The 24806-nt window shown below is 34.0% G+C and carries 22 protein-coding genes and 1 tRNA gene; 4 read left to right on the forward strand and 19 right to left on the reverse strand.

The genetic code is table 11. The features are described 5' to 3' along the window. Nucleotides 1-12 precede the first annotated feature (12 nt). The 5 genes from lplT to CVD28_RS03885 form a co-directional block, all read right to left on the reverse strand. Entirely contained in the window at nucleotides 13-1170 is a 1158-nt protein-coding gene (gene lplT, locus CVD28_RS03865) for a lysophospholipid transporter LplT (protein WP_101591042.1), read from the reverse strand. Between the two features lie 14 nt (nucleotides 1171-1184). Further along, nucleotides 1185-3332 carry an AMP-binding protein gene (locus tag CVD28_RS03870; protein ID WP_101591043.1) on the reverse strand — a complete coding sequence of 716 codons (2148 nt, stop codon included), beginning with the start codon at nucleotides 3330-3332 and terminating at the stop codon, nucleotides 1185-1187. Between the two features lie 102 nt (nucleotides 3333-3434). Continuing rightward, nucleotides 3435-4223 (reverse strand): alpha/beta fold hydrolase, encoded by a 789-nt coding sequence (locus CVD28_RS03875; protein WP_101591044.1) that lies wholly within the window; start codon nucleotides 4221-4223, stop codon nucleotides 3435-3437. Between the two features lie 85 nt (nucleotides 4224-4308). Continuing rightward, a complete protein-coding gene (locus CVD28_RS03880; RefSeq protein ID WP_101591045.1) occupies nucleotides 4309-4581 on the reverse strand; it encodes a hypothetical protein in 273 nt (90 codons plus the stop codon). A gap of 256 nt (nucleotides 4582-4837) precedes the next feature. Continuing rightward, complete coding sequence (locus tag CVD28_RS03885; RefSeq protein WP_101591046.1) at nucleotides 4838-6169, reverse strand: hypothetical protein; 1332 nt, start codon at nucleotides 6167-6169, stop codon at nucleotides 4838-4840. Nucleotides 6170-6441: 272 nt separating this feature from the next. On the opposite strand from CVD28_RS03885, the gene CVD28_RS03890 reads away from it, so the two are divergent. Beyond that, nucleotides 6442-7212 carry a hypothetical protein gene (locus tag CVD28_RS03890; protein ID WP_101591047.1) on the forward strand — a complete coding sequence of 257 codons (771 nt, stop codon included), beginning with the start codon at nucleotides 6442-6444 and terminating at the stop codon, nucleotides 7210-7212. A 351-nt stretch (nucleotides 7213-7563) separates the two neighbouring features. Here the strand turns inward: CVD28_RS03890 and CVD28_RS03895 are convergent, their stop codons facing one another. The 3 genes from CVD28_RS03895 to CVD28_RS03905 all read right to left on the reverse strand — a co-directional run bounded on the left by CVD28_RS03895 (nucleotide 7564) and on the right by CVD28_RS03905 (nucleotide 9925). After that, nucleotides 7564-7938 (reverse strand): DUF6075 family protein, encoded by a 375-nt coding sequence (locus tag CVD28_RS03895; RefSeq protein WP_101591048.1) that lies wholly within the window; start codon nucleotides 7936-7938, stop codon nucleotides 7564-7566. Between the two features lie 312 nt (nucleotides 7939-8250). Further along, the gene (locus CVD28_RS03900) at nucleotides 8251-9075 is read right to left on the reverse strand and encodes a vWA domain-containing protein (RefSeq protein ID WP_101591049.1); all 825 of its coding nucleotides are present in this window, start codon (nucleotides 9073-9075) and stop codon (nucleotides 8251-8253) included. Between the two features lie 88 nt (nucleotides 9076-9163). Continuing rightward, nucleotides 9164-9925: a vWA domain-containing protein gene (locus CVD28_RS03905; RefSeq protein ID WP_101591050.1), complete on the reverse strand. Its 762-nt coding sequence runs from the start codon at nucleotides 9923-9925 to the stop codon at nucleotides 9164-9166. Between the two features lie 239 nt (nucleotides 9926-10164). On the opposite strand from CVD28_RS03905, the gene CVD28_RS03910 reads away from it, so the two are divergent. Then, nucleotides 10165-11004, forward strand: a complete 840-nt coding sequence (locus CVD28_RS03910) for a hypothetical protein (protein WP_101591051.1) — start codon at nucleotides 10165-10167, stop codon at nucleotides 11002-11004. Nucleotides 11005-11111: 107 nt separating this feature from the next. Here the strand turns inward: CVD28_RS03910 and CVD28_RS03915 are convergent, their stop codons facing one another. The 4 genes from CVD28_RS03915 to CVD28_RS03930 form a co-directional block, all read right to left on the reverse strand. Beyond that, nucleotides 11112-11735 carry a regulatory protein RecX gene (locus CVD28_RS03915; RefSeq protein ID WP_101591052.1) on the reverse strand — a complete coding sequence of 208 codons (624 nt, stop codon included), beginning with the start codon at nucleotides 11733-11735 and terminating at the stop codon, nucleotides 11112-11114. A gap of 62 nt (nucleotides 11736-11797) precedes the next feature. Then, entirely contained in the window at nucleotides 11798-12088 is a 291-nt protein-coding gene (locus tag CVD28_RS03920; protein ID WP_101591053.1) for a hypothetical protein, read from the reverse strand. Nucleotides 12089-12155: 67 nt separating this feature from the next. Further along, nucleotides 12156-12911, reverse strand: a complete 756-nt coding sequence (locus CVD28_RS03925) for a hypothetical protein (RefSeq protein ID WP_101591054.1) — start codon at nucleotides 12909-12911, stop codon at nucleotides 12156-12158. Between the two features lie 136 nt (nucleotides 12912-13047). Next, nucleotides 13048-13875 (reverse strand): AIM24 family protein, encoded by an 828-nt coding sequence (locus tag CVD28_RS03930; RefSeq protein WP_101591055.1) that lies wholly within the window; start codon nucleotides 13873-13875, stop codon nucleotides 13048-13050. A gap of 690 nt (nucleotides 13876-14565) precedes the next feature. Here CVD28_RS03930 and CVD28_RS03935 point away from each other — a divergent pair. Further along, the gene (locus CVD28_RS03935) at nucleotides 14566-15168 is read left to right on the forward strand and encodes a zinc dependent phospholipase C family protein (protein WP_257985735.1); all 603 of its coding nucleotides are present in this window, start codon (nucleotides 14566-14568) and stop codon (nucleotides 15166-15168) included. 27 nt (nucleotides 15169-15195) lie between these two features. Here CVD28_RS03935 and CVD28_RS03940 read toward each other — a convergent pair whose 3' ends face one another. After that, on the reverse strand, nucleotides 15196-15516 hold the full coding sequence (locus CVD28_RS03940; protein WP_101591056.1) for a hypothetical protein: 321 nt from the start codon (nucleotides 15514-15516) through the stop codon (nucleotides 15196-15198). 261 nt (nucleotides 15517-15777) lie between these two features. Here CVD28_RS03940 and CVD28_RS03945 point away from each other — a divergent pair, with 261 nt between their 5' ends. Continuing rightward, nucleotides 15778-16167 carry a universal stress protein UspA gene (locus tag CVD28_RS03945; RefSeq protein WP_101591057.1) on the forward strand — a complete coding sequence of 130 codons (390 nt, stop codon included), beginning with the start codon at nucleotides 15778-15780 and terminating at the stop codon, nucleotides 16165-16167. A 48-nt stretch (nucleotides 16168-16215) separates the two neighbouring features. Here CVD28_RS03945 and CVD28_RS03950 read toward each other — a convergent pair whose 3' ends face one another. From CVD28_RS03950 to CVD28_RS03975, 6 genes are all read right to left on the reverse strand, one after another. Then, a complete protein-coding gene (locus CVD28_RS03950) occupies nucleotides 16216-16395 on the reverse strand; it encodes a hypothetical protein (RefSeq protein WP_101591058.1) in 180 nt (59 codons plus the stop codon). A 22-nt stretch (nucleotides 16396-16417) separates the two neighbouring features. Continuing rightward, complete coding sequence (locus CVD28_RS03955; protein ID WP_101591059.1) at nucleotides 16418-16855, reverse strand: nucleotidyltransferase domain-containing protein; 438 nt, start codon at nucleotides 16853-16855, stop codon at nucleotides 16418-16420. 104 nt (nucleotides 16856-16959) lie between these two features. Continuing rightward, nucleotides 16960-21390, reverse strand: coding sequence for an OmpL47-type beta-barrel domain-containing protein (locus CVD28_RS03960; protein ID WP_101591060.1), 4431 nt, complete (start codon nucleotides 21388-21390; stop codon nucleotides 16960-16962). Nucleotides 21391-21530: 140 nt separating this feature from the next. After that, nucleotides 21531-23105 (reverse strand): RNA-binding protein, encoded by a 1575-nt coding sequence (locus tag CVD28_RS03965; RefSeq protein WP_101591061.1) that lies wholly within the window; start codon nucleotides 23103-23105, stop codon nucleotides 21531-21533. 53 nt (nucleotides 23106-23158) lie between these two features. Next, nucleotides 23159-23229: transfer RNA gene (locus CVD28_RS03970), tRNA-Phe, on the reverse strand. Nucleotides 23230-23716: 487 nt separating this feature from the next. Then, the gene (locus CVD28_RS03975) at nucleotides 23717-23911 is read right to left on the reverse strand and encodes a hypothetical protein (protein ID WP_101591062.1); all 195 of its coding nucleotides are present in this window, start codon (nucleotides 23909-23911) and stop codon (nucleotides 23717-23719) included. Nucleotides 23912-24806: the final 895 nt, after the last annotated feature.

The raw sequence follows: 24806 nt of genomic DNA on the forward strand, positions 1-24806 counted from the left end.
CTTTTATTTGTTTTATGATTTAATAGATTTAATAGATTTAAATTGAGTGCCTACAAATAATGAAACAATCAAGAAAAATACTCCAAATCCAATCATGATATTCGGAATTTCTACTCCTGCTTTCAATGCTCCTGAATATAGTAGTGTTCCAGAGAACATCAAAATATTTTCAAAGAAGTTTTGAATCGCAATCGTTTTTCCATTTCCTACAACTGTCCCTTTTTCTTGCAAAATCGTATTCAACGGAATCATATACGCTCCACCACAAAATCCTGCAATAAACAGTATCAGGGCAATAGGAACAGCATATGGCAACCAACCTACTACTGAAATAGCAAGTGACATACCTACCCCTAAATAGACGACTTTTTGCACTTTCTCCAATTTAATAATCTTTGGTGATAAAAATGCTCCCACCATAATTCCAATAGCAGAAACGCCCATATAAAGGGAAGCAGTATCAGTACCTATTCCAAGAGCTATTGGAATCCACGCAATCATAGCCAAACGGAGAACAGAAGATGTCATCCAAAATGAACTTGTTCCAATCATAGTGGTTCTTGCTTCCTTGATTTTTACAAGAGTAGCAACGTCTCTACCGAAATCTCTCCAAGCACGACTAAACTTCACATCTGATACTTCTCCTTTTGGTAAAATCAATGCAAAGATAAAAGACAATACATAACAAGCCATAATGACAATCATTGCTAACATCAAAGATTTAGCAGATAAGAAACCACCAAGAACTGTACCAAGTAAAATGGCGATAATCGTACTTCCTTCTACCAGTCCGTTTGCTTTATAAAGCTCTTGTTCATCTTTTGTAATTTCACGTAAAATCGCATACTTGCCTGGACCGTAAATACAGGCTCCAATTCCTACAATCGCATATGAAACTGCTGGATTCACTCCCATGAAAAGAAGAGAAGCCCCCAAGAGTTTCAGGGCGTTCCCCATCCAAAGTGTATTAGACTTTGGAATTTTTTCTGATAAAATACCAGCATAAGGAGCTAATAACGCATAGGCAATAAAGAAACATGCTTGTACAATAGCCACATATACATTTCCTAATGCTTGTTCCGTAATGATAAAAACAGTTGCCATTAAGATAGCATTGTCGGCAAGGGCTGTTAAAAATTGAGTTATGAGTAATTTGTGTAATGATTTCAAATGATTTAGCCCTCCTATTCGTTTATTTTTTCAAGTTGCTTTTTAATTTCTACTTTATTAACTTTTCCGCTACCCAATATCGGGATAGTTTTAAAAGTATGAATTTTTGCAGGGAGTGACAATGGATTAATTCCTTTTTCTCTCCAGTAATCACGCACCATTTGAATCGTCACATCAGAAGAAGTTGTTACCAATTCTATCTTTTCTCCTTTTCTCTTATCAGACAATCCAACAGCGACTACATCATCTACTCCTAAAGCAGATTTTGCATACTCTTCTACAACTGCAAGACTAACCATTTCTCCACCAATCTTTACAAATTGTTTGGCACGACCTTGGATAGTCACAAACCCCCAATCGTCTACTGTTACAACATCACCAGTATCAAACCATTCAGGAGCTTCTACAAAGCCTGTTTCGTGAAGCAGATACCCTTTCATGAGGTTTGGTGCTTGAACTTTCAATTTACCACCCTCTTCAATTCCTTCCACTTTTTCCAATTGATGTTTTACACCAGGAACAAGACAACCAACAGAGCCTTTTTTATAAAGCATTGGTGTTTGAAGTGATAATAAAGGAGCAGTTTCAGTTAGTCCGTATCCTTCACAAATGCGAATACCGAACTTATCTACCCAATTCTGATACACATGCTCTTGTAACTTCTCACCTCCACAAATTGCAAGACGTAATTTGAAGAAATCGTAAGGATTTGCATATCTTCCATAAGCGGATAAAAAGGTTGAAGTGCCAACCAATATGGTTGCTTTTAGGTCATATGCCAGTTCTGGAATTGCCTTATACATAAGTGGTGATGGTACAAGAACAGTTGGAACATGGCAAAGTGTTGAAAGAAAGACTAAAATGAGTCCTAATGAATGAAACATTGGAAGAGCATTTAGGATTTTTTCTTCTTTTGTCAAATCAATCATTAATCGTGCTTGTTGAACATTGGCGTAAATATTTTCATGAGAAAGAACAACCCCTTTTGGTGTTCCCTCTGAACCAGACGTAAAAAGAATTAAATCTCCTGCCTTTGAAGTGACCTTTTTGTTTTCCTGTAACAAAACTTGCGATTTGGTAAAGGCATTAATGTTACTTACAATATCCTCCAAATAAACGATTTCTGCTTTTTTAGAACAACCATCAATTAAAGGTTGCAACTTTCCTTTTTCAACAAAAGAACGTGATGTGATAATAACATTGATTGAACCTGTTTCTAAACAAGAAGTCAGAGTTGAAACATCCATTGAAAAATTTAGCAACGCAGGTGTTTTCCCACTATGGAAAAGAGCATAAATCGTTGTCATATTTGCAATGCTTGTAGGGAGTAATACACCCACTCTATCTTGTAAAATTTGATTATCAATAGCAATGGATAATCCAAGGATTTTTCTCCACAAATCTTTCAAGGTAAGTTTAGTGAATACTTCTTTTCCTTGTTTCTTTTTCTTCTTATTTTGTTTAGCATCATCTTTCTTTGACTGCACTTTCATTTCTTCTACAATTTCTAAATCAGGTGCTTCTTTCACTCGTTGACGAAACATTTCAGCTAAGTGAACTTGTTTAGGCATACGACTTTCAAACAACAAGTTTTGAAGTTTGCGATAAATAATATGAGTTCCCATTTCTTTCTTCTGCCTCATAGTCGCCCCTTCCATTTCTGGAAGATTAAATGCGTCACCTACAAAAAGAGATACTTCTGGAAACCATTGAGTCGGGACTTTACCTTCTAAATAGGTCAATTTCTTGGCTTTTTCCCCACCATTAAGGGCAATCGGAATTAATTTAGCTCCTGTTTTTAAAGATAAATAGGTCACACCCGAATACATTTTCATTAAATTGTTAGTAACAGTAATTCTTCCCTCTGGAAAAATAACCAAAGATTTTCCGCTCTTTAACACTTTCAACATTCCACGAATGGAATAAGGGTTCATAGGGTCAACTGCAATTACTTCTTTTCCTTTCATCGCCCATGCGTACTTCACTGCAATCTCTGTATTGGCTACAAACACAGCATTCTTAGGCAAATAAATAGAGAGCAAAACAGCATCTAATAAACTGGTATGATTGGCAATATAAATGCAAGGTTCTTTGCTTTCAAGTTTCTCTTTATTAATAATCTTTGGTGAATAAAGTGCTTTTGGTAATAGTGCTGGTATCAACGAAATATCCTCCTTAAAAATCTATGGTTTATTTTCTTTTTTACCTTCGTTTACTATATAACTATTTAATTCTAACATAGACTATAGTCAATAAGGAATGGTTTAAGCAAATTTTTTCTCTTTTTTCATGGATATTAAGAAATCTAATGCTCTTTGATTAAATTCCTTATATTGCTCAATGTTGCAAACATGTCCACATTTATCAATGATGTGCAGAGCCTCATTCTTCGCTTTATTGACCGTAATGAAAGGAAGAAACATATAATCTTCACTTCCCATGATATAAAGTTTGGGAGTCAGACTGACTTTTTTCTTTATACGTTTGATGGTTTTCTCTATTTGTGTATGCATCCCATACCAATGAAGAAATTCTTTTCTCCCTAACTTATAGGCTTCTTTTACAAATGCTAATCGTGCCTCTTTGTGATGTTCTTTAGGCATTAAAATTAACGCACAAAGTTTGTATAGCCACATATAAGGCAGAAAATTTTTCATTACATTTGCTACTTGGATAATCATTTTGGCTGGTAGATTGAACTTTTCTACTGCTCCACCTAAAATCATGGATTTTACTTTTTCAGGAGCAATATCATTGAGTGATTGAATAACAATTGTTCCAAGTGAGATTCCCACAAAATGAGCTTTTTCAATGTTTTCATGATTTAAAACTTTTAATACTTCTTCTGCTACAACAGGGAAAGAGTGTTCATTTAAGTCACCCAATCCATAGTCGGTCTCTCCATGTCCTGGTAAATCTATTAATAATAAGTTGAAATGTTCCTTAAAGGCTTTGATTTGCCTGACCCAAATAGAAGAGCCACCACCTATGCCATGAAGGAATACAACCCATTCAGCCCCTTCCTTTGATAAAAACTTCGTATAATTTAACATTTACTATTAGTACCTCCTCTTAAATATCTTTTTAACATTATAGAAAAATGTATTTTCTTTATAAGAGATATTGAGCTTATCTTCTTTAAATCAATATTCTTATGTAGAGGTACACTTCAAAAATAGAAATAAAGAACAATCCATGCAAAAGCACTAAAGCTCCCCATGATTCACGTAAGTCATCTTCCATAAGCAAGGCTAACGAAGTTGTCATTATTCCTAACCAAAAATGAAGAAAAAGTGTTCCTGTAATGCTCCTGGTTAATAGAAAAGCAAACATCAAAACCAATGGTGTGTAAAATATTAAAAAAGCTGGATTAATAAATAATTTTGTTGTTTGTTTTACTGCTGATTTCATATGTTCTGTCTCCTTTTGGTAAACGATAGATAGAATGGATAAACAAAAAGGTTTTTTGTAAAGTTGCTTGGCAACTGTTATCAGCCTTGTAGAACCTTAGATTTTTCAATAGCTTTTTTTGTTAAAACAAGTGGCAGTAAAGACATTTTTAAATTGTTTTTAAACATCGCATTTGTTTTTTACTGCCTGTAATATAGGTTTATGTTTTCCGAAAGTTGCGAAGTGAGAAAAACCCTTATATATCAAGCCTTTACGCCTACTTTTTGAGGGAAATATACTCACTTGTTTTCAATCCGTATTCTTCTTTCATCTCTTTTGTCGGCTTCATATAATGGAGTTCATTTTTAATCAACAAACTCTTCCAAATTTTTTCCAACTCTTTTTCCCTGTCTTTAACCGTTGTTTTTCCAATATACTTTTTGGCTACCATTTTCTTTGTTGCGTATCCTTGTTTAGAAAGAAGCTCCAATAGATTTTTTTCTAAAATTTTGTGGATTAAATTGGGTACTTCTGCTTTTTTGATTTTGTTCTTTTGAATTTCTTGAACATATACGTTTTTGGCAAAATCCTCTCCAAAAATAAAGGAAATCTTAGCTCTACTGATATTTGTGTAAGAAATATGATTTTCTATCAGAACTTCCGCTTTCTTTTCGGCTTCTGCCAACGTATCAATCATAGGTGGAATAATATAATAGGAAATGATATTCCCAAGATTCCGTCTATCTGCAATCACTTTGGACTCATGAAGAAGTTGAACTGGAATATACTCCTCTTTGATTTTTTTTATCAAACCCAAAACAGCAAATAGATTAATGACCTTATTGGTTGTTGAGAGAGTGTAGTTTCCTAAGAAATCAGCGATATAAGAATTAGAAGCAAAGAAGATATTCTCTCCGTTATATCCAAACTCTTGTTTCTTCACATTGATATTGGCGATAACATTCATGGTCTCTAATACTTTTAAATGACCTTTTAGGTATTGAAATAAATGAGGGTATTCTTGCTCTATCATTTTTTTCGCCCCATGTATCATGGTTAAATTTGATAAATATTTTTTGTTTTGATTCTCCACCCAAATATCCTCCATGAACTTTATCTTTAAATCTTTCACAGCTTTTTCAATCGTTTCAGATGTTGAATAACCATAATACACTTCCAACAAATCTATTAAGTCAAATCCAATTGCATTAGCGTTTTTAGACTTAGAAAAATAACGATAGTGACCAACTTCTGTTTTGCTAATCCAAGCATAGTTCCCTTCCATAATGGAACATGGGAAATAGGTGTCTATTGTTTCTGCTGTTCTGATAAAGGCAAACATATCTGCATTAGAAAAGAATGTGTATAAATCTTCATAGTTGTTGATTTTTAAACTTTTGGGAGCGATAGATTTCTTTAGGGAAGAAAAAGAAAAGATGTCGGAGAGGTTATCCTTCAATTGTTCGTGAAGGGCTTTTTTCTCTTCGCTATTTAACTTCTTAGATTTCTTTTTCCCCTTCCGTTCTTCCGCTCTCTCAAAATCCTTCATGGTCATGTAATAGAACAGACCAGTGGTTTGTGTAATATCCTGCAGTAATGCCTCTGCCATCTTTTTCTCTCCCCTTATTTAAGAAAAATGTACGTAAATTGCATTTTATATGTTTTAGTCCTTGACTATACTCCCTGATGGTTTTACTTATTTTTAGTCAAAGAAATGAATTTTATAGACTATAGGCGATAAAATCATAGTTATTATATCACAGCCTTTCTTCCTATATCAATACGATTCTATAATTTTCAAAGAAAGAATGGACTATAATATAAAAGATTTTATAATAAAGGAAATATCTTTTGATATTACATTTTAAAGGAGAGATTTTTGTGAACATTCAAATTTCAAGCACTTTACTTAACAAGGAAACAAGAAATGATTTTTTCTTACCACGTTCTTTTTATCAGGCTAATAATCGTTTATTTTTTGTTGGGAACTTTGTAAATCAAAATTACTTTAACGTAGTAACAACAGATTTCTCGTTTTATTCTGCAATTGAATTAACAGGTAATGAAGAACATTATTCTGTATCAGATGAAGTAATGGTTTTAAAAGTGAACAATGAAACAGAAGAATTATTGGAAATCTTGTCGATTACATCTATTCCTGAAGAGGAAGCTCAAGATGAAGTTTGGATAGAAACATTTGAATGGCTATTTCTTGTTCTTCGCAATGAAAGAGGAGAAATTAATGCTACGTATTCAAGTGATATTGTCTCTATTCTTTATCGAACATTGAAGCAGTATGCTTTTAAAACGTCTGCCTTTCATTCAGGTAAGCAAGTGGAAGTAAATCTATTAGACACCTTCCAAGTGACAGGAGAAGCGTCTACAGGCTATTATGAGGGCAATATTTTGATAAAGGATTGGAAAGTCATTGAAATCTATTCTGGGAACGTAGTTGCTGAATTGGGGGATATACAGCTTCCTCAACAATTATTTATAGAAGAAGATGATTCAGAAGACGATGTATTAGAAGCATTCGTTGATTCCATGTCAAGAACAGATATTATCTCTTTGGCTCTTAAAGCTCTACAACAAGGGATTAAACAGGAGGTTTTTCAATATGAAAAAGACGAAAAAATGGTGCAAAGTGATTAAAGAAGTAACGATTGACCTTGTATTTATTGCAGTGGGAACAATCTTCGGTATTCTCTTTAAGCGATTTTTCTAAATAACACAAGAAAAGAACCTGGCAAATTGTCAGGTTCTTTATTTTACATTATGAGGGTTTTTAAAAAGTTTGATTAAAAAAGTCCTGATTTTTAATCATCATATAAGAACGTCTCCTTATATAACACTAAAATATCAGCAAGATATTTGTGGTATAAACCCGATAATGGTTTATGAGATTTCTCCAATCTCTTATTACAATATACATAAATGGAGTTTTGTTTATAACAACAAAAGAGAGGTTGAGCTATATAATTAAGCTCGACCCCTCTTTCTTGTTTAAGCAACAGATTGATTTGTTCCCATTTTAATCCCCAATGCTTGAACATAGGCGTTTTTCAAGTTCTTATCCAACCAAGACAAAACAGTATGTGGCGAAAGGTCAACGCCTTCCATTTCGTAACCATTATACAGATTAAAAGCTAATCCAACAATGATACGTTCACCAGTAGACAATTCCATTCTTTCTGCTTCATCAGGATTGATGTATTTCCCTTTCAAAACAAAAAACTGTTCAATGTTCTTTGCAATTTTAGGAACAGAAGATAGCAAATACAACACTGATTGTACGGTATATTCTTTTTCTCCTACATTTGCTTCCTGTAAAAATTCATCATATTTCGCTTCGTGTTCACCATTTACAAAGTATGTCATTTAAAAAACACTCCTTTTTTATATAAACTGATATATTATATGCGAAAGAAAGAGAATTAAAAATGGAGCAAGGTTATTACCCCTACTCCATTCACCTGTTTGGTTGTTCTTACCTGTTTGTTGTTCTTACCTGTTAGTTTTTCTTACCTGTTTGTTGTTCTTACCTGTTTTATGATTTTTGACCTTTTTACGTATTCAATCTTCTTTTTAAAAGATTGAAACCACCTTTTTAATCTTTTTGTCATTCGTGTACCATATAGACTGTCCTGACCTATGGTTATTTACAAACACCCCTACAGTGTTGTTTTTTACCTATCTCAATAATCCTACACGTTTTGCTTCTTTTTCCCATATCGGATACTCTGTAAGGAGTAAATCATACAGTTGGTCATCCGAAATTCGGTTAATGCTTCTAATTTCAAAGAAGTTCGCATTGTCGATAAATCTACCTTCCATTTCATCTAACTCTTTTAAGAAACGGAAATCTTCGTTCCCTAATCCGATGAATTGGAAAAAGATATTATATCTTGACGCTTCACGAATTGCTCTTTCAGCTTCATTCCTATCAAAATTCTCTCCATCGGTAATAAAAAGAACAAATGTAGGGATATCTGAAGGCTCTTCTTTTGCATATTTTCTTACAATGTCATTAATGACAGGAGAATAATTCGTACCGCCCCATGATGCACGATGCATCACTTCACGATTTACATAGTCAAAGAAGTCTTCTTCTGTAATAGAAGGCAATCTTTTGAATTTGTTGGCAAATAGCCACATATCTAATTCTCCATTATCATCAAACTTCAAGGCAACAGGCAGTAGTCTTTCCAGCACTGATTGAACAGTACCTTTTTCATAAAGACTTTCCATAGAACCTGAATCATCCATTGCTACTGCTACTCTGGCGAATACGTTATTCATATTCTTTTTCCTCATAGTAAGAGCCAAAGTTTCTTTTCGCAAATTCAATTGTTCAACCGCTTCTTCTTTTCTCATTTTCAATCCATTGTCATAGCTTGAAGTTGGTTTTGAAGGTGATGTTGGTTGTACTTGCTGTGTTTGTTGTTGGTAAGAAGAAGTGGAAGGTTTACTCCCACTTTGACTCCCACCTTTTTTGAAAAAATCAAAGATTCCCAAATCTTCACTTCCTTATTGTATTAGTTTAATAGGTTTATAGCGAATAACTATAGACAAATAAAATAATAATTAGACTATAGTCAATATATTAGCGAATTAAACCAATACGTTTTGCTTCTTGTTCCCAACCAGGATATTCAGTCATTAGCTTATCGTAAAGCTGTTCGTCTGAAATACGGTTTAGGTTTTCAATTTTAAAGAAATCAGCATTGTCAATATGACGACCAGACAAGTCATCTAATTGTTGCAAGAATTGGAATCGTTCGTCTCCAATACCGATGAATTGGAAGAAAATGTTGTGGTAAGATGCTTCTGTAATTGCTTTTTTAGCTTCAGCTTTATCAGAATTCTCACCGTCTGTAATAAAGATAACAAATGTTGGTACATTTGAAGGCTCTTCTTGTGCATATTTCTTCGTAATGTCACGAATGATTGGTGCGTAACTTGTACCGCCCCATGATGCACGATGCATTACTTCACGATTTACATAGTCAAAGAAATCACGTTCTGTAATAGAAGGAAGACGCTTAAAGCTATTAGAGAATAACCACATGTCTAATTCACCATTGTCATCCATTTTAATCGCTACTGGTAGCAATCTTTCTAATACACTTTGAACTGTTCCGTCTTTAAATTCTGACCTCATTGAACCTGAATCATCCATTGCTACTGCTACTCTTGCAGTTACATGGCTTAATGATTTTTTCTGCAATGTTAGAGCGAAAGTTTCTTTACGTAGATTAAGCGTTTGAACCGCTTGTTCTTTGTTAAGACTTATCCCTCCTGTTGCTGGTTGAGATGTAGTTTGTGGCTGTGTGTTACCTTTTTTAAATGCATCAAATAGTCCCACTGAGCAATTCACTCCTTTAATATGTTGTTTTCTTTAGTTTGGAGAACATTTGTCCTCTCTGTTACTTATATTATCACTTTCATTGACTATTGTCAATGATAAGTTACAAAATTTATTGACAGAACTAACACTGTAATTCATAGTCAATAAACGGTTTGGTATAGACAATAGTCTATGGTATAATGAGTATATACTTATGGAAACCAGAAATCAACTGGAAATTTAATGGAGGTGAATGTGTGAGCAAATTTTCTTTTATAGAAAGAAAAAGACGTTTAGACTTACGGAACACACGAAAGTTTAAATCAACAAATAAAATATGGAACGACTTAGGTCTTAATCACGCTTGGACAATTGGTTATTTAACCAAGCTATTCAAAGCCTATTCAGGTAAAGACTATGAGGCATGGGAGCGATTCTACTATCAATCAGGAGAAAAACGTCTGCAACATATTCATGCTCTCCCTCTTGAAAAACAAACATTGCTCAAGGACTTTAAAATCCCTTCCACAAATCAATATAGTGAACTTTATCAGGTCACAAATGAAGAAAAGAACTTAAATGCTTACTATGGAAGAACGGAACAAGAACTTGTAGAAATAGGCTCTTTCATGTATCAGCAAATCAATAAAAGAGAAAATCCACTTTTTATTACAGAAAAAGAATGTATCGACTTTGTAAAAATTAGAGTGTTGGATGAAATTTTTATAGGAATAGAAAGAGAAATCAACACGATAAAAAAATTAGAAACTTTCTTTCCAGAAGCAACTTTTAAAGAAGTCTCTGTTGAAATGGATGCCAAATATGCAGTCGATTATGAAGTCTATTTAAATGGTGAATTAATGGTTGCACTTCAAATTAAGTCAAGTCACTACAAAGTTGATAATCAATCTATTGTGAAAAAAACTAAGGCATTTAATCACAATAAAAATATAGCCTACACTAAAGAATTTGGAGTAGACGTTTTATATATTTACGCAACGGAAACTGGATATATTGAAGATAGAAAAACATTTCCTACAATTTATTCTTATTTATATAGCACCATGAAAAAAAGACAAACTACACCAGTTCCATAACCTTATTGGCTTATCAGAGATTAAATTGATAAGCCTTTTTTATTGAGTTCAAATACAAACTATATTAGGGAATAAAAAAAGAACCAATCTATTAAGAGAGGTTCTGTTTACATGACTTCCTTTATAACCTTTGAAATAATATCAAACGAATATCCTTTTCTTGCTAATAGTCCTGACAATTTTCTATATTTAGCGTTTTTATCATCTTTTGATAACGTCTTAACTTTTTTCTCTGCTAATTGTAAGGCACGTTCGTATTCTTCATTATCATCCACTTTTTCTTCCAAAACTTGTTCAATGATTTCTTTATCTATTCCCTTTTGATAGAGTTCTTGCCTTAATAGGTTCTTTCCTGCCTGTTTAAATTTCTGCTTATCATTCGCCCATTGCGTAGCAAATTGATAATCGTTTAGGTATCCATAATAAATGAGTTTTTCGATAGCAGGATTTATGGATTCTTCCTCATATCCTTTCTGTTTCATTTTGGTTATTAATTCTTTTTTGCTTCGTGAACGAAAGGATAATAGATTAACAGCATAGTTAAAGGCTTTGCTTTGTTCTTCTGCCTTTACTACATCTTCAAGAAAGCTATCTGAAATCTCTTTCCCAACAGATAAGGAATATTTAATAATTACCTCTTCATCTACCCCTAATGCAAATTCATCATTTACATATAGACTAAAGCGGTGGTGATGACGTTTTTGTTGTTCAATCTTGGTGATTTTTTTCAAAAATAACACCTTCCCTTCTCTAAAGATAAAAGAAAAAACCGAGCTTGTAGCTCGATAATTTCTTAATCTGTTAGCGTTGATATTTTTTTAAATGTGTAAACACTTAGGTTATCCTTTAATACAATTTTTTCTTCATCTTCTTCAATAGAAGAAACAGGATTCGTTCTCCAACCCCGATTTTCGTCATAAAAAACGAAGAAAGGGCAACCAAGTCCAGCACCAATCAATTTAAATACTTCTCTCCCAATCTTGTATTGCACACGTTCATCTGGCGTTACACCGTCAGGGAGCGTAATGTTTTCAATTAATAGAGGCGTTTCTGAAGATAAGTTTCCGTCTTTGTTTTCTATCATTCTTTTTCCTTCTTTCTGTTTATTCATGAAAGAAAAGCGAGTCACAAGAACTCGCCATCTTTTTTTGTTATGCAACAGGATTCCAGTAACTCTCTTGGTAACAGTCCTTGAATGTTTTTCCAATTGTGTCAGCTTTAAAGTTATCTTCTTTAATAATTCCGTCTTTGACTGAAATCATATAATCAACATATCCATTTGGAAACTGTTTTGTATCAAAATCGTTTATAAAGTAATACCATTTTTCCTCTTCTTCTATCCAAACCATGATATAGTCAATAGGACTTTTTAGATTGTTGATACTTTCCTGAATAACTTCTTGTGCAAACACATCTGTTTTGGCACGTTCGTCTAAATATTCGACTTCAATGATTCCTTGTTCATTTTTAAAGACCTTCGCAATGACTTTTCCTTCCTCGTTTTCATCATTTGTTGTCCAAGCGTCAATAAAAATTACTTGTTCGTCTTCAAATTCATTATTGATTTGAGACCAAAGTCTTTGTTCCAGTTTTGTTGTTTCTTCATTCAAATAAGATTCTTTGAGGACATCATAATGAATTTCGTTGTTTTCGTCTTCACACTCAACAAAATACGTAATTTCCTCTTCGTAATCTTTTTTTGGAGAGATAGCGATAATTGTATGAATTAAATCGGTTTTTGCTTTATCTCTAAATGTTTCCCCTGCTTTATAGATTGGTCGAAGGTTCTTTTCTGTTGATGGAATCAACGCTTCTGCTTTATCGCAAAGGAGAAGAATTTCCTCATTATCATATGCACCTTGTCTTACATCATTTTTAACACTATTGATTAATTCTTGAAATTCCACTTACAACCACTCCTGTTCCGCAAATTTATATATCTATTCTATAACAATATATCTTTTTTGTCAATTATTTTTTACAAATATAAAAGGTGCTTATATAAGAAAGCACCCTTGATATTGTTCTTTATATTGTTGGATATTAAACATCGTTGGAAATATTTTTAGATTTATTTAAGGCTTGTACACCGTAAGTTTCAAGTTTCTTATAAACAGGTTGTGTAGGAGCTAACCATACTTGCCCTGTTCCTTCAAAGGTTTGCAATAGTCCTTCACCAGAAGCTAATGTACCTACCAATGTTTTAGAAGATTTTTGAACAGAGAAGTTAATCCCTTCTGTACGCAAGAGGGCAAAGTTTCCGTCTACTTGTAGTTTTTCGTTATTTAGTTCATAAATAAGAACTTCTTCTCTTGGCACTGGAATTTCTAAGATACATAGACCTGTTCCAGATATTTTAGTTTGAAACCAGCCTTCGCCTCCAAATAAACCACTTGAAAGATTTCCTTGCATAGCTGGTTCAACTTGCAATGATGGTTCACAAGCATAAAATAATCCTTTATCAACTATCACACTCTCATTATCTAATTCAAAAAAAACATAGTGTCCAAAGGTCGGTTCAAGAAATATCTCTCCTGTTCCTTCATAAGTAGGCTTAAAGGTTGATTCCTGATTGAGATAGCTCTTAAAAGCCTTCTTCATTAGACCACCAACACCACCTACGTTTGTTTGAGCAGAAATGCGACCTTTCATAAAATACAATGCTCCTGCCTCCGTCATAAATGAACCGTTTCGCAGTGTAATTTTAACTTGTTTTAATGACATTCCTGTTTCTCTGGCAAAGAAGATTTCACCAGCCAAATCTAAATCATTCGCCCCTTTTAGGCTTTTAAATTCAAGGATTTCAGCAGTAAATTTCTCCTTTTCTATTCGGTCTAATATTTTCACATTTTCATAAAATAATGGATTCAATCGTATTCCTCCTTTTAGTGTTTTTATATAATAGAAAGATTTTTCACATTCGATAACAGAAAAAGAGGATACCTTGTTAGAAACAAAAGAGCTTGGCCGAGCCTTTTATCTCATACATGGGTATCCTCCTTTCAATTGTTTTGTCCGAAAGAACTTTCTGTTTGGGGAACAGTCTATTCTTTCTTTCACGATTGTTCTCCTTTTTATCCTGCTTTGGGGAAGCGTTCAAAAATGAAAAACAATCTTTATTTTAAAATTCATGGTTATCTAATGGGGGGTGAATAGATAACAAAAGTCGAGTGATAGTTTCAGTTCTATCTTTGGGGAAGACATCCCTGTATGTCCCACTCTATTTGTTTCTTCCCTTCTGCTTCTTTTCTATGTTGGGGGCATGTCCAAGATGCTTCCGTTCCGATTCATAAGTTTTCCTATATCCATTCCAACCACTCACTCCAATAATAGAAGTTTGGGGAACTTCCATTACAGGAAGAATAAAGGAATCTCTACTTTCAAACTTAATATATTCTATACTGGATTTCTTTTCGTATAACTTAGAAATGTTTAAGCATTATTTACCTCAAAAGGTTTATAAATCAAGGAAAATCGTGTACAATAGATATTGTTGTTGATTATAGTCAATAAAATTAGACATTTTAAATAGAGACTCAAAATAGAAAGGAAGTTATGAAATTGTTCGCAAAAACTCACCAAATGTTGTCCCATCATATTGCGACACATATAAAAGAAAAAGTAGATTATGAATTTGAAAAGTCTACGTTTACATGGTCAAATATGAAACCTGACTTTGTTCCTTCTTTAGCAGTAAAGAAGCACTATATTGATGAAAGTTTTCCTTTTGTAATAGAAGAAATTCTTTCCCTTATGAAAACACCGATGGAAGACTTATTAAACAAACGAACGAAAAAGGTTTTTGAAGCAAAGTTAGGTGTTATTTGTCACTTTGTATCTGATTTCTTCTGTGTCCCTCACAATCAGCGTTGGGAATTTAAACACAGTATGATTCCCCATGTAAAATATGAAACGAAATTAGAGGGTATCACAAAAGATATCTCAATGATTGATACAATGCTCACACCAACCATTCAAACATATTCCAGAGAATCTATCTCTCTTTTTTTAAGAGAGTTGTTAGATGAATATGAACAGAAAAAAGATTATGAAAGAGATTTGCTCTATTCGGTTAATGTATGTACTGCAGTTAGCACATTTATTATCCAAGCTGTTTTGTTTGGTATAGAAGTAGAAGAATTTAAATATGTCGTTACAGCATAAAAGACACCTATAAAGGTGTCTCTTTTTTTACTCCAATTCTTTTAATGCGTCTTCTTTCATCTGAATAAACTTTAATACATCGAAAAATTTATCATCATAGCGTGATAGTTTTTCTTGATATTTGTCCATTCCAAAGTTTCCTTCTGCTAAAAATCCTTTCAATTCTTTCTTGTAGATGTCCGTAAAGGTTAAAACCTCTGTAATGCTGTTTTCTAATTCACCAGCACGTTTTGCCACCAATTCTTTTTCTGATTTTTTCAATTTCACTATCTTTTTCATATCTTTTTTCAGTTTTTCTTCATATAATTCAACGCTTACTAATCGGTCTTTTAAAATCTTTTCAATCACAATATTTCCTCCTTTTAAATAAATTTCCATTATATTTCTTATTGCTTATTGGGTTGTTTTTATTCAAAGGAAGAACGTGAACATGGTTTAAGCCCACAAAAAAAGAAATGAGATAGATGAATAGGTTCAAATGGCATAACTGGTGTTACCGTTCTGTCTTATTGTAGATTGCTTTTTTATAAACAAATTTCAAAAATCGTATAATAAAAGGTTGATAGTCTTCTATCTTCTATGACAAAACAAGCAGGAGGTAAAAAAGAAATGAATATATTGGTATGTGTAACAAAACAAAATACTGTGAAACATTTAATTACACATGGTTTAAAAATGAAAGAAAAATCAAATGGAGACCTCTTTGTTCTTCATGTAACGAAAAAGCCTTTAACTGAGTTAGCGAACGAAATTCAATTTTTTTATGATATATGTAAAGAATACGATGCAAACTTTGGAGTCATCCATTCAGACAGCATTGTAAAAGCGATTACTAAATATGTAAAAGAAAATCAAATTGATAAAATCATAATGGGAGAAACAAGACAGGAAAATCCAAGAAAAAGCACGATGTACAAATTGCAATCCGCTCTATATGGAATCGCAGAGATTGTGCTTGTTCCAATACGTGAAGACAGACATTATAAAGATGTCATTTAAAAGAGAGTAGGAGATTATTTCTCCTACTCTCTTTATTTCCTTCTTGATTTAACGACTATGACCACCTGTGAAGTAGTCTATTTCCACTTCCTCATACCCTTGGCAAGACTTTAATACGTCTTTCCATTCCGTTTTAGGGGGTTGAGCCTTACAATTATCCTTCTTTTGACAAAACTCACAAAGATGAACTTCGTTTTTGGTTTTTCTCCTGCTTTTACTTTGAATCATGCTTCATTCTCTCCTTTTCCCTTTATATTTCTGAAAACGACAATTCTTGTTTTCGATTGATTGAAGCAATAACACCAATCTCTCCTTTAATAAAGGAATAAAATGTTGAAACCGCATTGCCAGTACGATATGTCCAGCCATATTGTTCTTCTTCATTCTGAAATTCTTGTAATTTTACGTCTAATGGAATAGATTGTAACAATCCATCGGTTAAATCATCATGCAGACCCATTAGTGTTTGTATCCTATCCATATCATCTTCCTTTGTTTCTTCTAAATACGATAAAGTAGGAATTAAAATGATATCCAAATCAGAATTATTGTGATTTGTTCCTTTCATAAATGAACCAAAGAATATCATTTCTTGAAGAATATCATTATCTTCTAAAAATGATTCGATAAAACTTTCCTCAAAATACTTTTCTATGGTTTCCATATGCTCTTTCCAAGTTTGTTCCATTTTTACCTCTCCCTTTTTATCTCATTTAAATAAATGACCTGATATATAAATGTCTTTTTATTCTATGCGTTTTTTACCAATAAAAAAGAGGGGATTTCCCCTCTTTAGTCTTCTTTTAACTTAATGGTAATACCAGTCTTATGCGGTGCAGATTTATCAATTCTGACATAGGATACCGTTTCAATTGAATATTGTTCTAAATTATCAACGGTTCTTGCTGTCACTTTCGTTACTCCTTCATTACTAATAGAAAATGAACCTGAATAGCTTGTCCAAGACTTGCTTGTTGCCCCTTCTAATTTATACTCAATGCGTTTTACACCCGATTGGCTATCCGTTCCTGGTGCTATTGTGACTTGTACTGGTGTTGTTTTAGTCCAATCTTCATTGTTAGAAATAGAAGGTGCTGTTGGTGGTGTTATATCAATATTCGTAATCGTAATGGATTTACTTGTTTGATTTCCTACCAAATCTTCTGCTATAAAGGTGTACGTACCATTAGATGTAACAGGATAAATGACGTTTTCTCCGTTTTGCCAATTACCATTTGGCAATTTAATTCGTCTGACACTTAAATCTTCATCTGTTGCAGTTGCAGTAATTTGAACTGTAGAATTAGTCCAACCAGTCGGATTTTGCGTAAGAGTTAAACTTGGAGCTACATTATCCTGAAATGGAATATGACTAACACTGGATACATTTCCTGCTTTATCAATGGTCTTGATATGAATATAATGCTTGGCATTGTTTGTAATAGGGATGGCTATGCTATCATTTCTACTATCTACTATATTATCAGGTACAGTAAAAGCATTTGCATCTACAACATAAGAGTAACCATCCACACCAGACACAACCGTAACATTTTTCTTTTCCGAAGCAACCGTATCACCTTTATTGCTAACTGCTTTTATAGTATATTCATATGGCGTACCACTGTCAGAAGGTCTATCTATATCCATTATGATTGAACCTTGACTTGCTTTCACTTCAAGATTAGAAACAGAATTTGGTTTTTCTTTATCAGTCGCCTCTCTATCTTCATAATCGGATAGATACCCCTCATAAAGCAATGTATCTCCTCTATATAGACGTGACTTCGTAGCATAACCCATTTTCAATTCATCAATATAGACGGTATCCTGTGTTTCCGTATAGAAAGCAAAACCAAACCCATTTAGCAATGAATCGTAATCCGCATAATCAGCTACACTTGTATTCACATTGAATAATTCCCAATCATTATTAGAAATAATACGATATGGGAATGAAACCGATGTTCTTGTAACATGCCTTAATACATAGTCACCTTGCTTAAAATCGCCTTGGAACGGACTATTCACTGTTATCGTGGAGGTATTCATATCCACACTTGTTACATAAATAGCAGAGTATTGTCCTTTCTTGTTTGCTAAATAGTAACGTGTCCCTTTATCTATATTGTTCTTGAAAAAGGCAGGGTTACTAACTTTAGCTGTTCGACTACCGATTTTAACATCTTCCAAAAAGGTAATACCTAAAGGTGTTCCATAATCAGCAATTGCATTTGTAGATGTCGGTGTTATTTTCCCTGTACCTGTTGTTTTTGCTCTAAAACTTACAGATAAATCAGTTCCGTTTGCCACATATTTCTTAGAGAAAATAGCTCTTGAAAAATTAGAGAAAGGTACAATACCATTTAAATCTGGATTCCCTGCATGTTGTCCACTTGTAAAAGTATCCTCTATTTTCAAGGAATTAGAGCCTGAATAGGAATCTTCCGCAGTAAAAGATTGACCACCAAACTGCCCCCCTGCTTTATCTGTACCACCATAATTTAAAGAAGGAAGTTCATCATTTTCTTCAAATCCTGAAACATAAAGAACATCTTGGTCTAACATTTCCACAGCCCATTCCGCTTTTACATGGTTTTCCTTTTGATAAACGCTTAATTTAGGTGGTGTTGCAGTAGCTTCATAGGTTAATAGATTTCCAGCATTATCTTCAATTTCAAATTGAACCGTTTCATCTTTTTTCACTGGATAACTTACATTTCTACTATTTACATAATTTCCGTTTGGCAATTTGATTCGTTTTATACCAGATAACGAATCTTCTGCAGTTAATTCAATAGAATAATTGTCTGCACCTTTATGAATGGTATCAGAATGAGCAGTAGGTTTATCTTTATCAATAGTGCTTATGGTTACAGTTTTTGTTGTTTGATACCCCATTTTATCTTGAACCATAAAAGCGTAATCTTCGTTTTTGCTAACTTGATAAGAAGCAGTTGTGCCAGTTATTCTGTTTCCGTTTGGAAGTTGGATAAAGTCAATCTCTCCTTCTTCATCTGTAGCAGTTAATTGAATGTTTACATTTTGATTAGTCCAACCAGAAGGACTTGTTTGAGTGTTTAATATTGGTGCTTTGGTATCTATATTGGATATCTTGATGGTTTTCTTTGTTACGTTACCAGCATAATCCTCCGCTTCAAAGGTATAATCTCCATTTCTTACAATGTTGTAATCAATAGATAATGGTTTTCCTTCTTGAGTGGTTTCTCTATACTCACCATTCGGCAATTTAATTCGTCTAATTCCACTTAAATCATCGGTTGCGTTGATGCGAAGAACTTGTTCAGTTGTATATTCTGGTTTTACTCCACTAATTTCTAAATTTGGTTTGACCGTATCAATGGCTAACTCAATTGTTTTAGACGTAACTTTACCTCTGTTATCTTTTGCACTAAATGTATAAGTACCGTTCTCATAGATAACATAAGTAGCTTGGTTAGCATATACTTTATTTCCATCAGGGAACGTAATTTCTTCAATTTTTAAATCATCTTTATCCAATAATTCAAATTTAAAATCCGAAATCCAATAATTATAAGGTGACTTCATGTAAGCAGTATTAGAGTCCATTAGATTAATTGATGGATAAGCATAGTTATAGACATTACTTGGAATCGTGTAGATTTTATCTACCTTAATTTCTCCCTTTTCCTTCAATTCTCTTAGGTTAAATTGGTCTATAATCGGATATGTCCAACCGACTTGTGAACTGTTATACCATTTCATATTTAATCTCATTCTAATATAGACATCCATATTTACTTGACTTGCCTCTACATCTGTCATAGCATTTCTAACCGTTCCTGTAACATGAAGTCGTTTACCACCAAGAGGCATCCATGATGGAAAAGTCCCTGAAGATGAACCACCGTAACCCATGTTTCGATTGCCTGGTATTGTTAGCGTATATACTCCATTATTTGTAGCAGATATTAGGACATTTACAGGTTTATTAGACCATTTACTATTATTACTCTTATCAGTCGTAATGGTAACTTCAGCAGGAGTATTAATGGCTTTCGTGATAATGTGTTTAACCGTTATCACCCCAATTGAATTTTCAGCAATAATGTCATATTCCCCATTTTTGGTTAAAGTCCATTCTGCATAATCACCATTGACCACTCGACCATCAGGTAAGGTGATTTTCCTAATTGGATATTTTGAATCTACCGCTTTAATTTGCAACGTAATTTGTGTGTCATTTGTTGGTGTAGTTAATACTGATTCATTCAATAAATTGATAGAAGGAATTGAATCCATACTCCCTTTTGTCTCCCAAGACTTTGCTTGACCATTACCCGAATAAATATCAGTTTCTAAGGATGGAAAATTAATATATTGAGAGGTATTTGGGTTAATATCTCCCTGTGCATCATATTCCTTCGTAGCGATTATTTTGGTAGACCATAACAAAGGATAACCGTTATCTGTTTTATTAATGACTTGCCATTCAATCGGCTCACCATTGTAATGACCAAACGTAACAGTGCTTCCTAATGGTAAGTCCTTCGCTTTCACACCATTTGACAAAACATAATCAGGTTTTAAAGAGAGAGCTGGAACAATATTTTGACTATCTCTGGTATTTACCTGAGTTAAAACACTTGTATATAAAACGCTTGTACCAACATATCCACTATTGTAATATCCACTATTTACAATGTAGTCGTACTTATTTTTCTTATTGGTTTGTTGTTGTAAATAATTTGAATAATACTTTTTATTTACATTCATTAATTGTTTGTTCCGTTCAAGATAGTTTACTAAATCAGTATAATGCAAGATAAAAACTTTATCGTTAGAAACATAGTCATTATGTGCTACGCTTCTCTGTGAAAGATAAAGTGTGTCATTGATATTTCCATTCAATGAATCCTGTCTACCAACTCCATGTCTGGTAACTGCAATTGCATTTCTTTCATTATCAGTGAAGTTTTGACTTGATAAAAAACCAGCTTCATTTTTATAAGTTGGTTTTAAGCCAGAATAATCAACAACCGATTTATCACTATTTAACCACTCTCTTAGGTTAGTGGATTGCCAATCTATTGACGTTGCTCCAAGCATTCTGTTTTTATCATAGGTGCTTAATTCTGCATGTGCCTCAATAGCTCCCACAAAAGGAGAAACTACGCCAATTATCATTGTACCTATCGAGAATTGATTCATTCTTTTTTTGGATTTTCGATTTCCTTTCACGATTTACCCTCCTCTACTTGTCAAATTTTATTGATTATAGTCAATAATAGCATATTCCATATTATATTCATAGATTGACCATTTACGAACCCTTTCCCTATTAAATCCAAATAAAAAAGAGGGGGGTATCCCCCTCCTCTTTAAAGCTCAATCTTTTCGATTTCTTCAATCTGTCCAGCTTTGCCTTCCATGATATTCTTAACCAAACCTAAAAGGCGGTCAGAGTATCCAGCAACATAGACAACTGAAGGGTCTTTAGAGAGCTTTGTATGATATGGCATCAACTGCCACACAATCAGCTTCGCTCCTTCTGGCTTTTTAGTGTTTAACCACTTTCTTTCCAGATTATCAGCACTTTCAGAGTCCGTTATCAAGAGGACATATTGCTCTCCATTGTACTTATCCATGATTTGCTCAAAATAAGTACCAGCCCCTACTCTTGTCTCCTCAATTTGACGTGCCATATCAAAGACATCATCCTGCTTGCGAACAGGGACTTCTTTGATAAGGGAAGCTACTGCAAACACGTTTGTTTTTGCATGGGATTTTTTCACCAATGCTCCAAATAGTGTTGCAACATCCATTGCAGATAGAGAATCCGTCAATTGGCTTGACATAGAACCAGAAGTATCTACACCTACCATTAAACTGATATTCTTATCAATTGCAAATGCCTCTCCTGCCACTTTCTTCAGCATATTGCCAATCGCTGTTTTAAACTCTGGTGTTACCACCATACGTTCAGCAGTGATAAGAGCAAATGGAAGCATGTTGGATTTGCGGTACGCCTGAACATCGTTTAGTTTACCAACAACCATTTGAACGACATCATCTGGCATATCAGTTTCTACAACCATTGTTTGCGTAAACGCCCCTTTAGAAGTCCACTTATTCACTTGTTGCGTTTTCGTAGCGAATACACGCTCTAAAGCGACAAGATTTAGAATAAGAGCAGAGTAGTTCAGACCCTCGTACATTTTCTCATAAAGAGCCTTCTTCCCTTCGTCAGAAAGGGTTTTAGTCGAGTGTTTCAACTCTTCTAATTGAAGACGGTTTTTCTCAATAAGAGCCAATGTATCCAAGTCCACAATGCCTTTCTCCAAGTTCTCAATGACTGTTTTAAGAGCCACTGCTCTTGGGAAGCTCAACTCGTCTTTTGCCAAGTAACGCATGAAGTTTTGGAACTCTTCTTCGTTATTGAATGGGCGTGTCACTTTAATGACATCAGACAATTTCCCTTTGTTACGAGAAACTTGATATTCATTTAGCTTCACAAAAAGCCATTCGTTCATGACTTTCTTGATGCTACGACCAAGACCTTCACGCACTCCACCCTTACGAGCCAATGTCATGAAATCATGAAGCATTTTAGGGTTACGAATAATACGTGGGAAGGCTTTTTTGAAAAGCGTTTTATCTTCCAACGTAGAAAGATACACCAACCATACAGTCGGAACAAGTTTCAGTGAGTTTACGTTGTTACCGTAAATTGCACACTTTGTTGCGAACTCTGGTTCTTCCTTCAATGCACGTTCAAAGATGTCCTTTGCGTTTTTCAATACTTCTTCTTGGGACTGATAGAAGTTACCATTCAATAGTCCAAGAGAGAAAAATTCTGCAAGGGTTTCTCGGAAGGACATCTGGTATCCAACGCCACCCTCAAAAGTTTTCTTTTTATCACCAGTCATTGCTTTTACTTTTGCTACGTTATTCATTCTATCAACAGCTCCTTTAGTTTAATTTTGTTTGGTTTATAACTTTTTGGATAAGAGAGAAACAGGAATCGAACCCATATCTATTGGCTTTCACCAATTGTTCTACCACTTGAACTATTCTCTCATGATATTTAGTCAATAAATATAAAACTTCGTTTATAGTCAATTTCTAAGAAAAATAAAAAGGATAAAACTATTTACAGTCCTATCCCTTTTATGTAACACAAAATTCCATACAAGGGAAAGGTGAAAAGACATGGAATGTGAGTCGAACTACTATGAATATACATGGGGATTCCCTGTATCTTCACTTCGTTCGTGAGTAAAAACTTAAAAAGTAAGTCTTCATGTCGAGTTTGTAATGTCTACAAAAATTTATCTTGTAATGTAGTCTTTTCAGCACCTCGTATTTAATTTTGATTAACATAAAGTAGGGAAATGGGCGTAAGACACTTTGTATATATCTTTTCAGATATTTTTGTGTTTTTTCTTATTGGAATTTGTAATAAAAAATGTAGTCTTACAAGCACCCCACAATATATGTGGTTTTAAACTATCACAGGTACTCGCCCTTGATAGACTGAATCATGACAGGAACTTATCCTTCATGTTCAATTTTTAGGAAGCATAAATGGAAATGGCTGACTTCCATCGTAATAGATAGGTTTATTAGACACATCCGTTACAGGTGGAATATCCCCATAATTCTTTGCACTTACCAAAGTGGTAGAAGTTGCTTTGACATTGCTCATGTCAATGGGGCATCTTCCATCATAATAAATAGGAGTATCTTCTGAAGATTTCATGTAGTTTCATCATCTCCTTTTATTAAAATAGGTGTCTCCTATAACCCCCTACCTATTTCGTAGGATGCCTATCTATTACACAGCGACTATGCCCAATGGCTGTCACCGTCTTTCAAGGTCTTATAACTTAGAGACGTTGAGATACAGGGAAGGTTCGCACTCGCCAAAGCGTTGACCTAATTTTAACACGCCCTATATCCAAGTTTTCATTTGTGCTGTCTTGGGTTGGCAAGTTTCCAAATGTCACCGCACAAACTTTTTAGAGGAATTTGGGGATTTTTTCTGGTGTTCCCCTTCACCTTTTTTGTGGCTGGTTTTACTCTCTTTGGATACCCTTCCACACATTTCATCATAATGTTTGAATGTAGTCTTACAAGCACCCCGATGGGTATTCATTTTCAATTAATTTTGGTTTGTTTTTTTGGTTAAACTTATTTATACCTAATAGGGAAAAGGCTGAAAGATACGGTTCTTGCTTTAGCATTTCGCTTATTTTAGAAGTGTTAATTGAAAATGAATACATTAGTTATCAGGGAAAAAGGCGTAAGACAATCATTTTTCTACTCAAGGTAGAAATTTAGCTTAGTGAATCATTGGAATCACCCTCTTAGTCAAATTAATTCTCTGTATAATGTAATCTTTCAAACACCCCATTAGGTTAAGTTTGAGTGCAGTCAATTCTGCGGTACGCAAAGGTACATAAATGTGTTTCAACGCTGAAAGCAATTCAGTCGTCTGCTATCGGGTTGAGGTTTTCCCTTATCCTTCGTTCGCCTTCCAACCAGAATGGAATGTCTATTCAGACTTTCTTTTCTGATTGCTTGGTATGCACCCAACAAAGGCTTATGACGATAGCGACCATATGATGTTTATAGGGAGTTACATCCTTCCCAAT

It is taken from the genome of Bacillus sp. M6-12 (assembly GCF_002860285.1).
Lineage (GTDB): Bacteria > Bacillota > Bacilli > Bacillales > DSM-1321 > Peribacillus.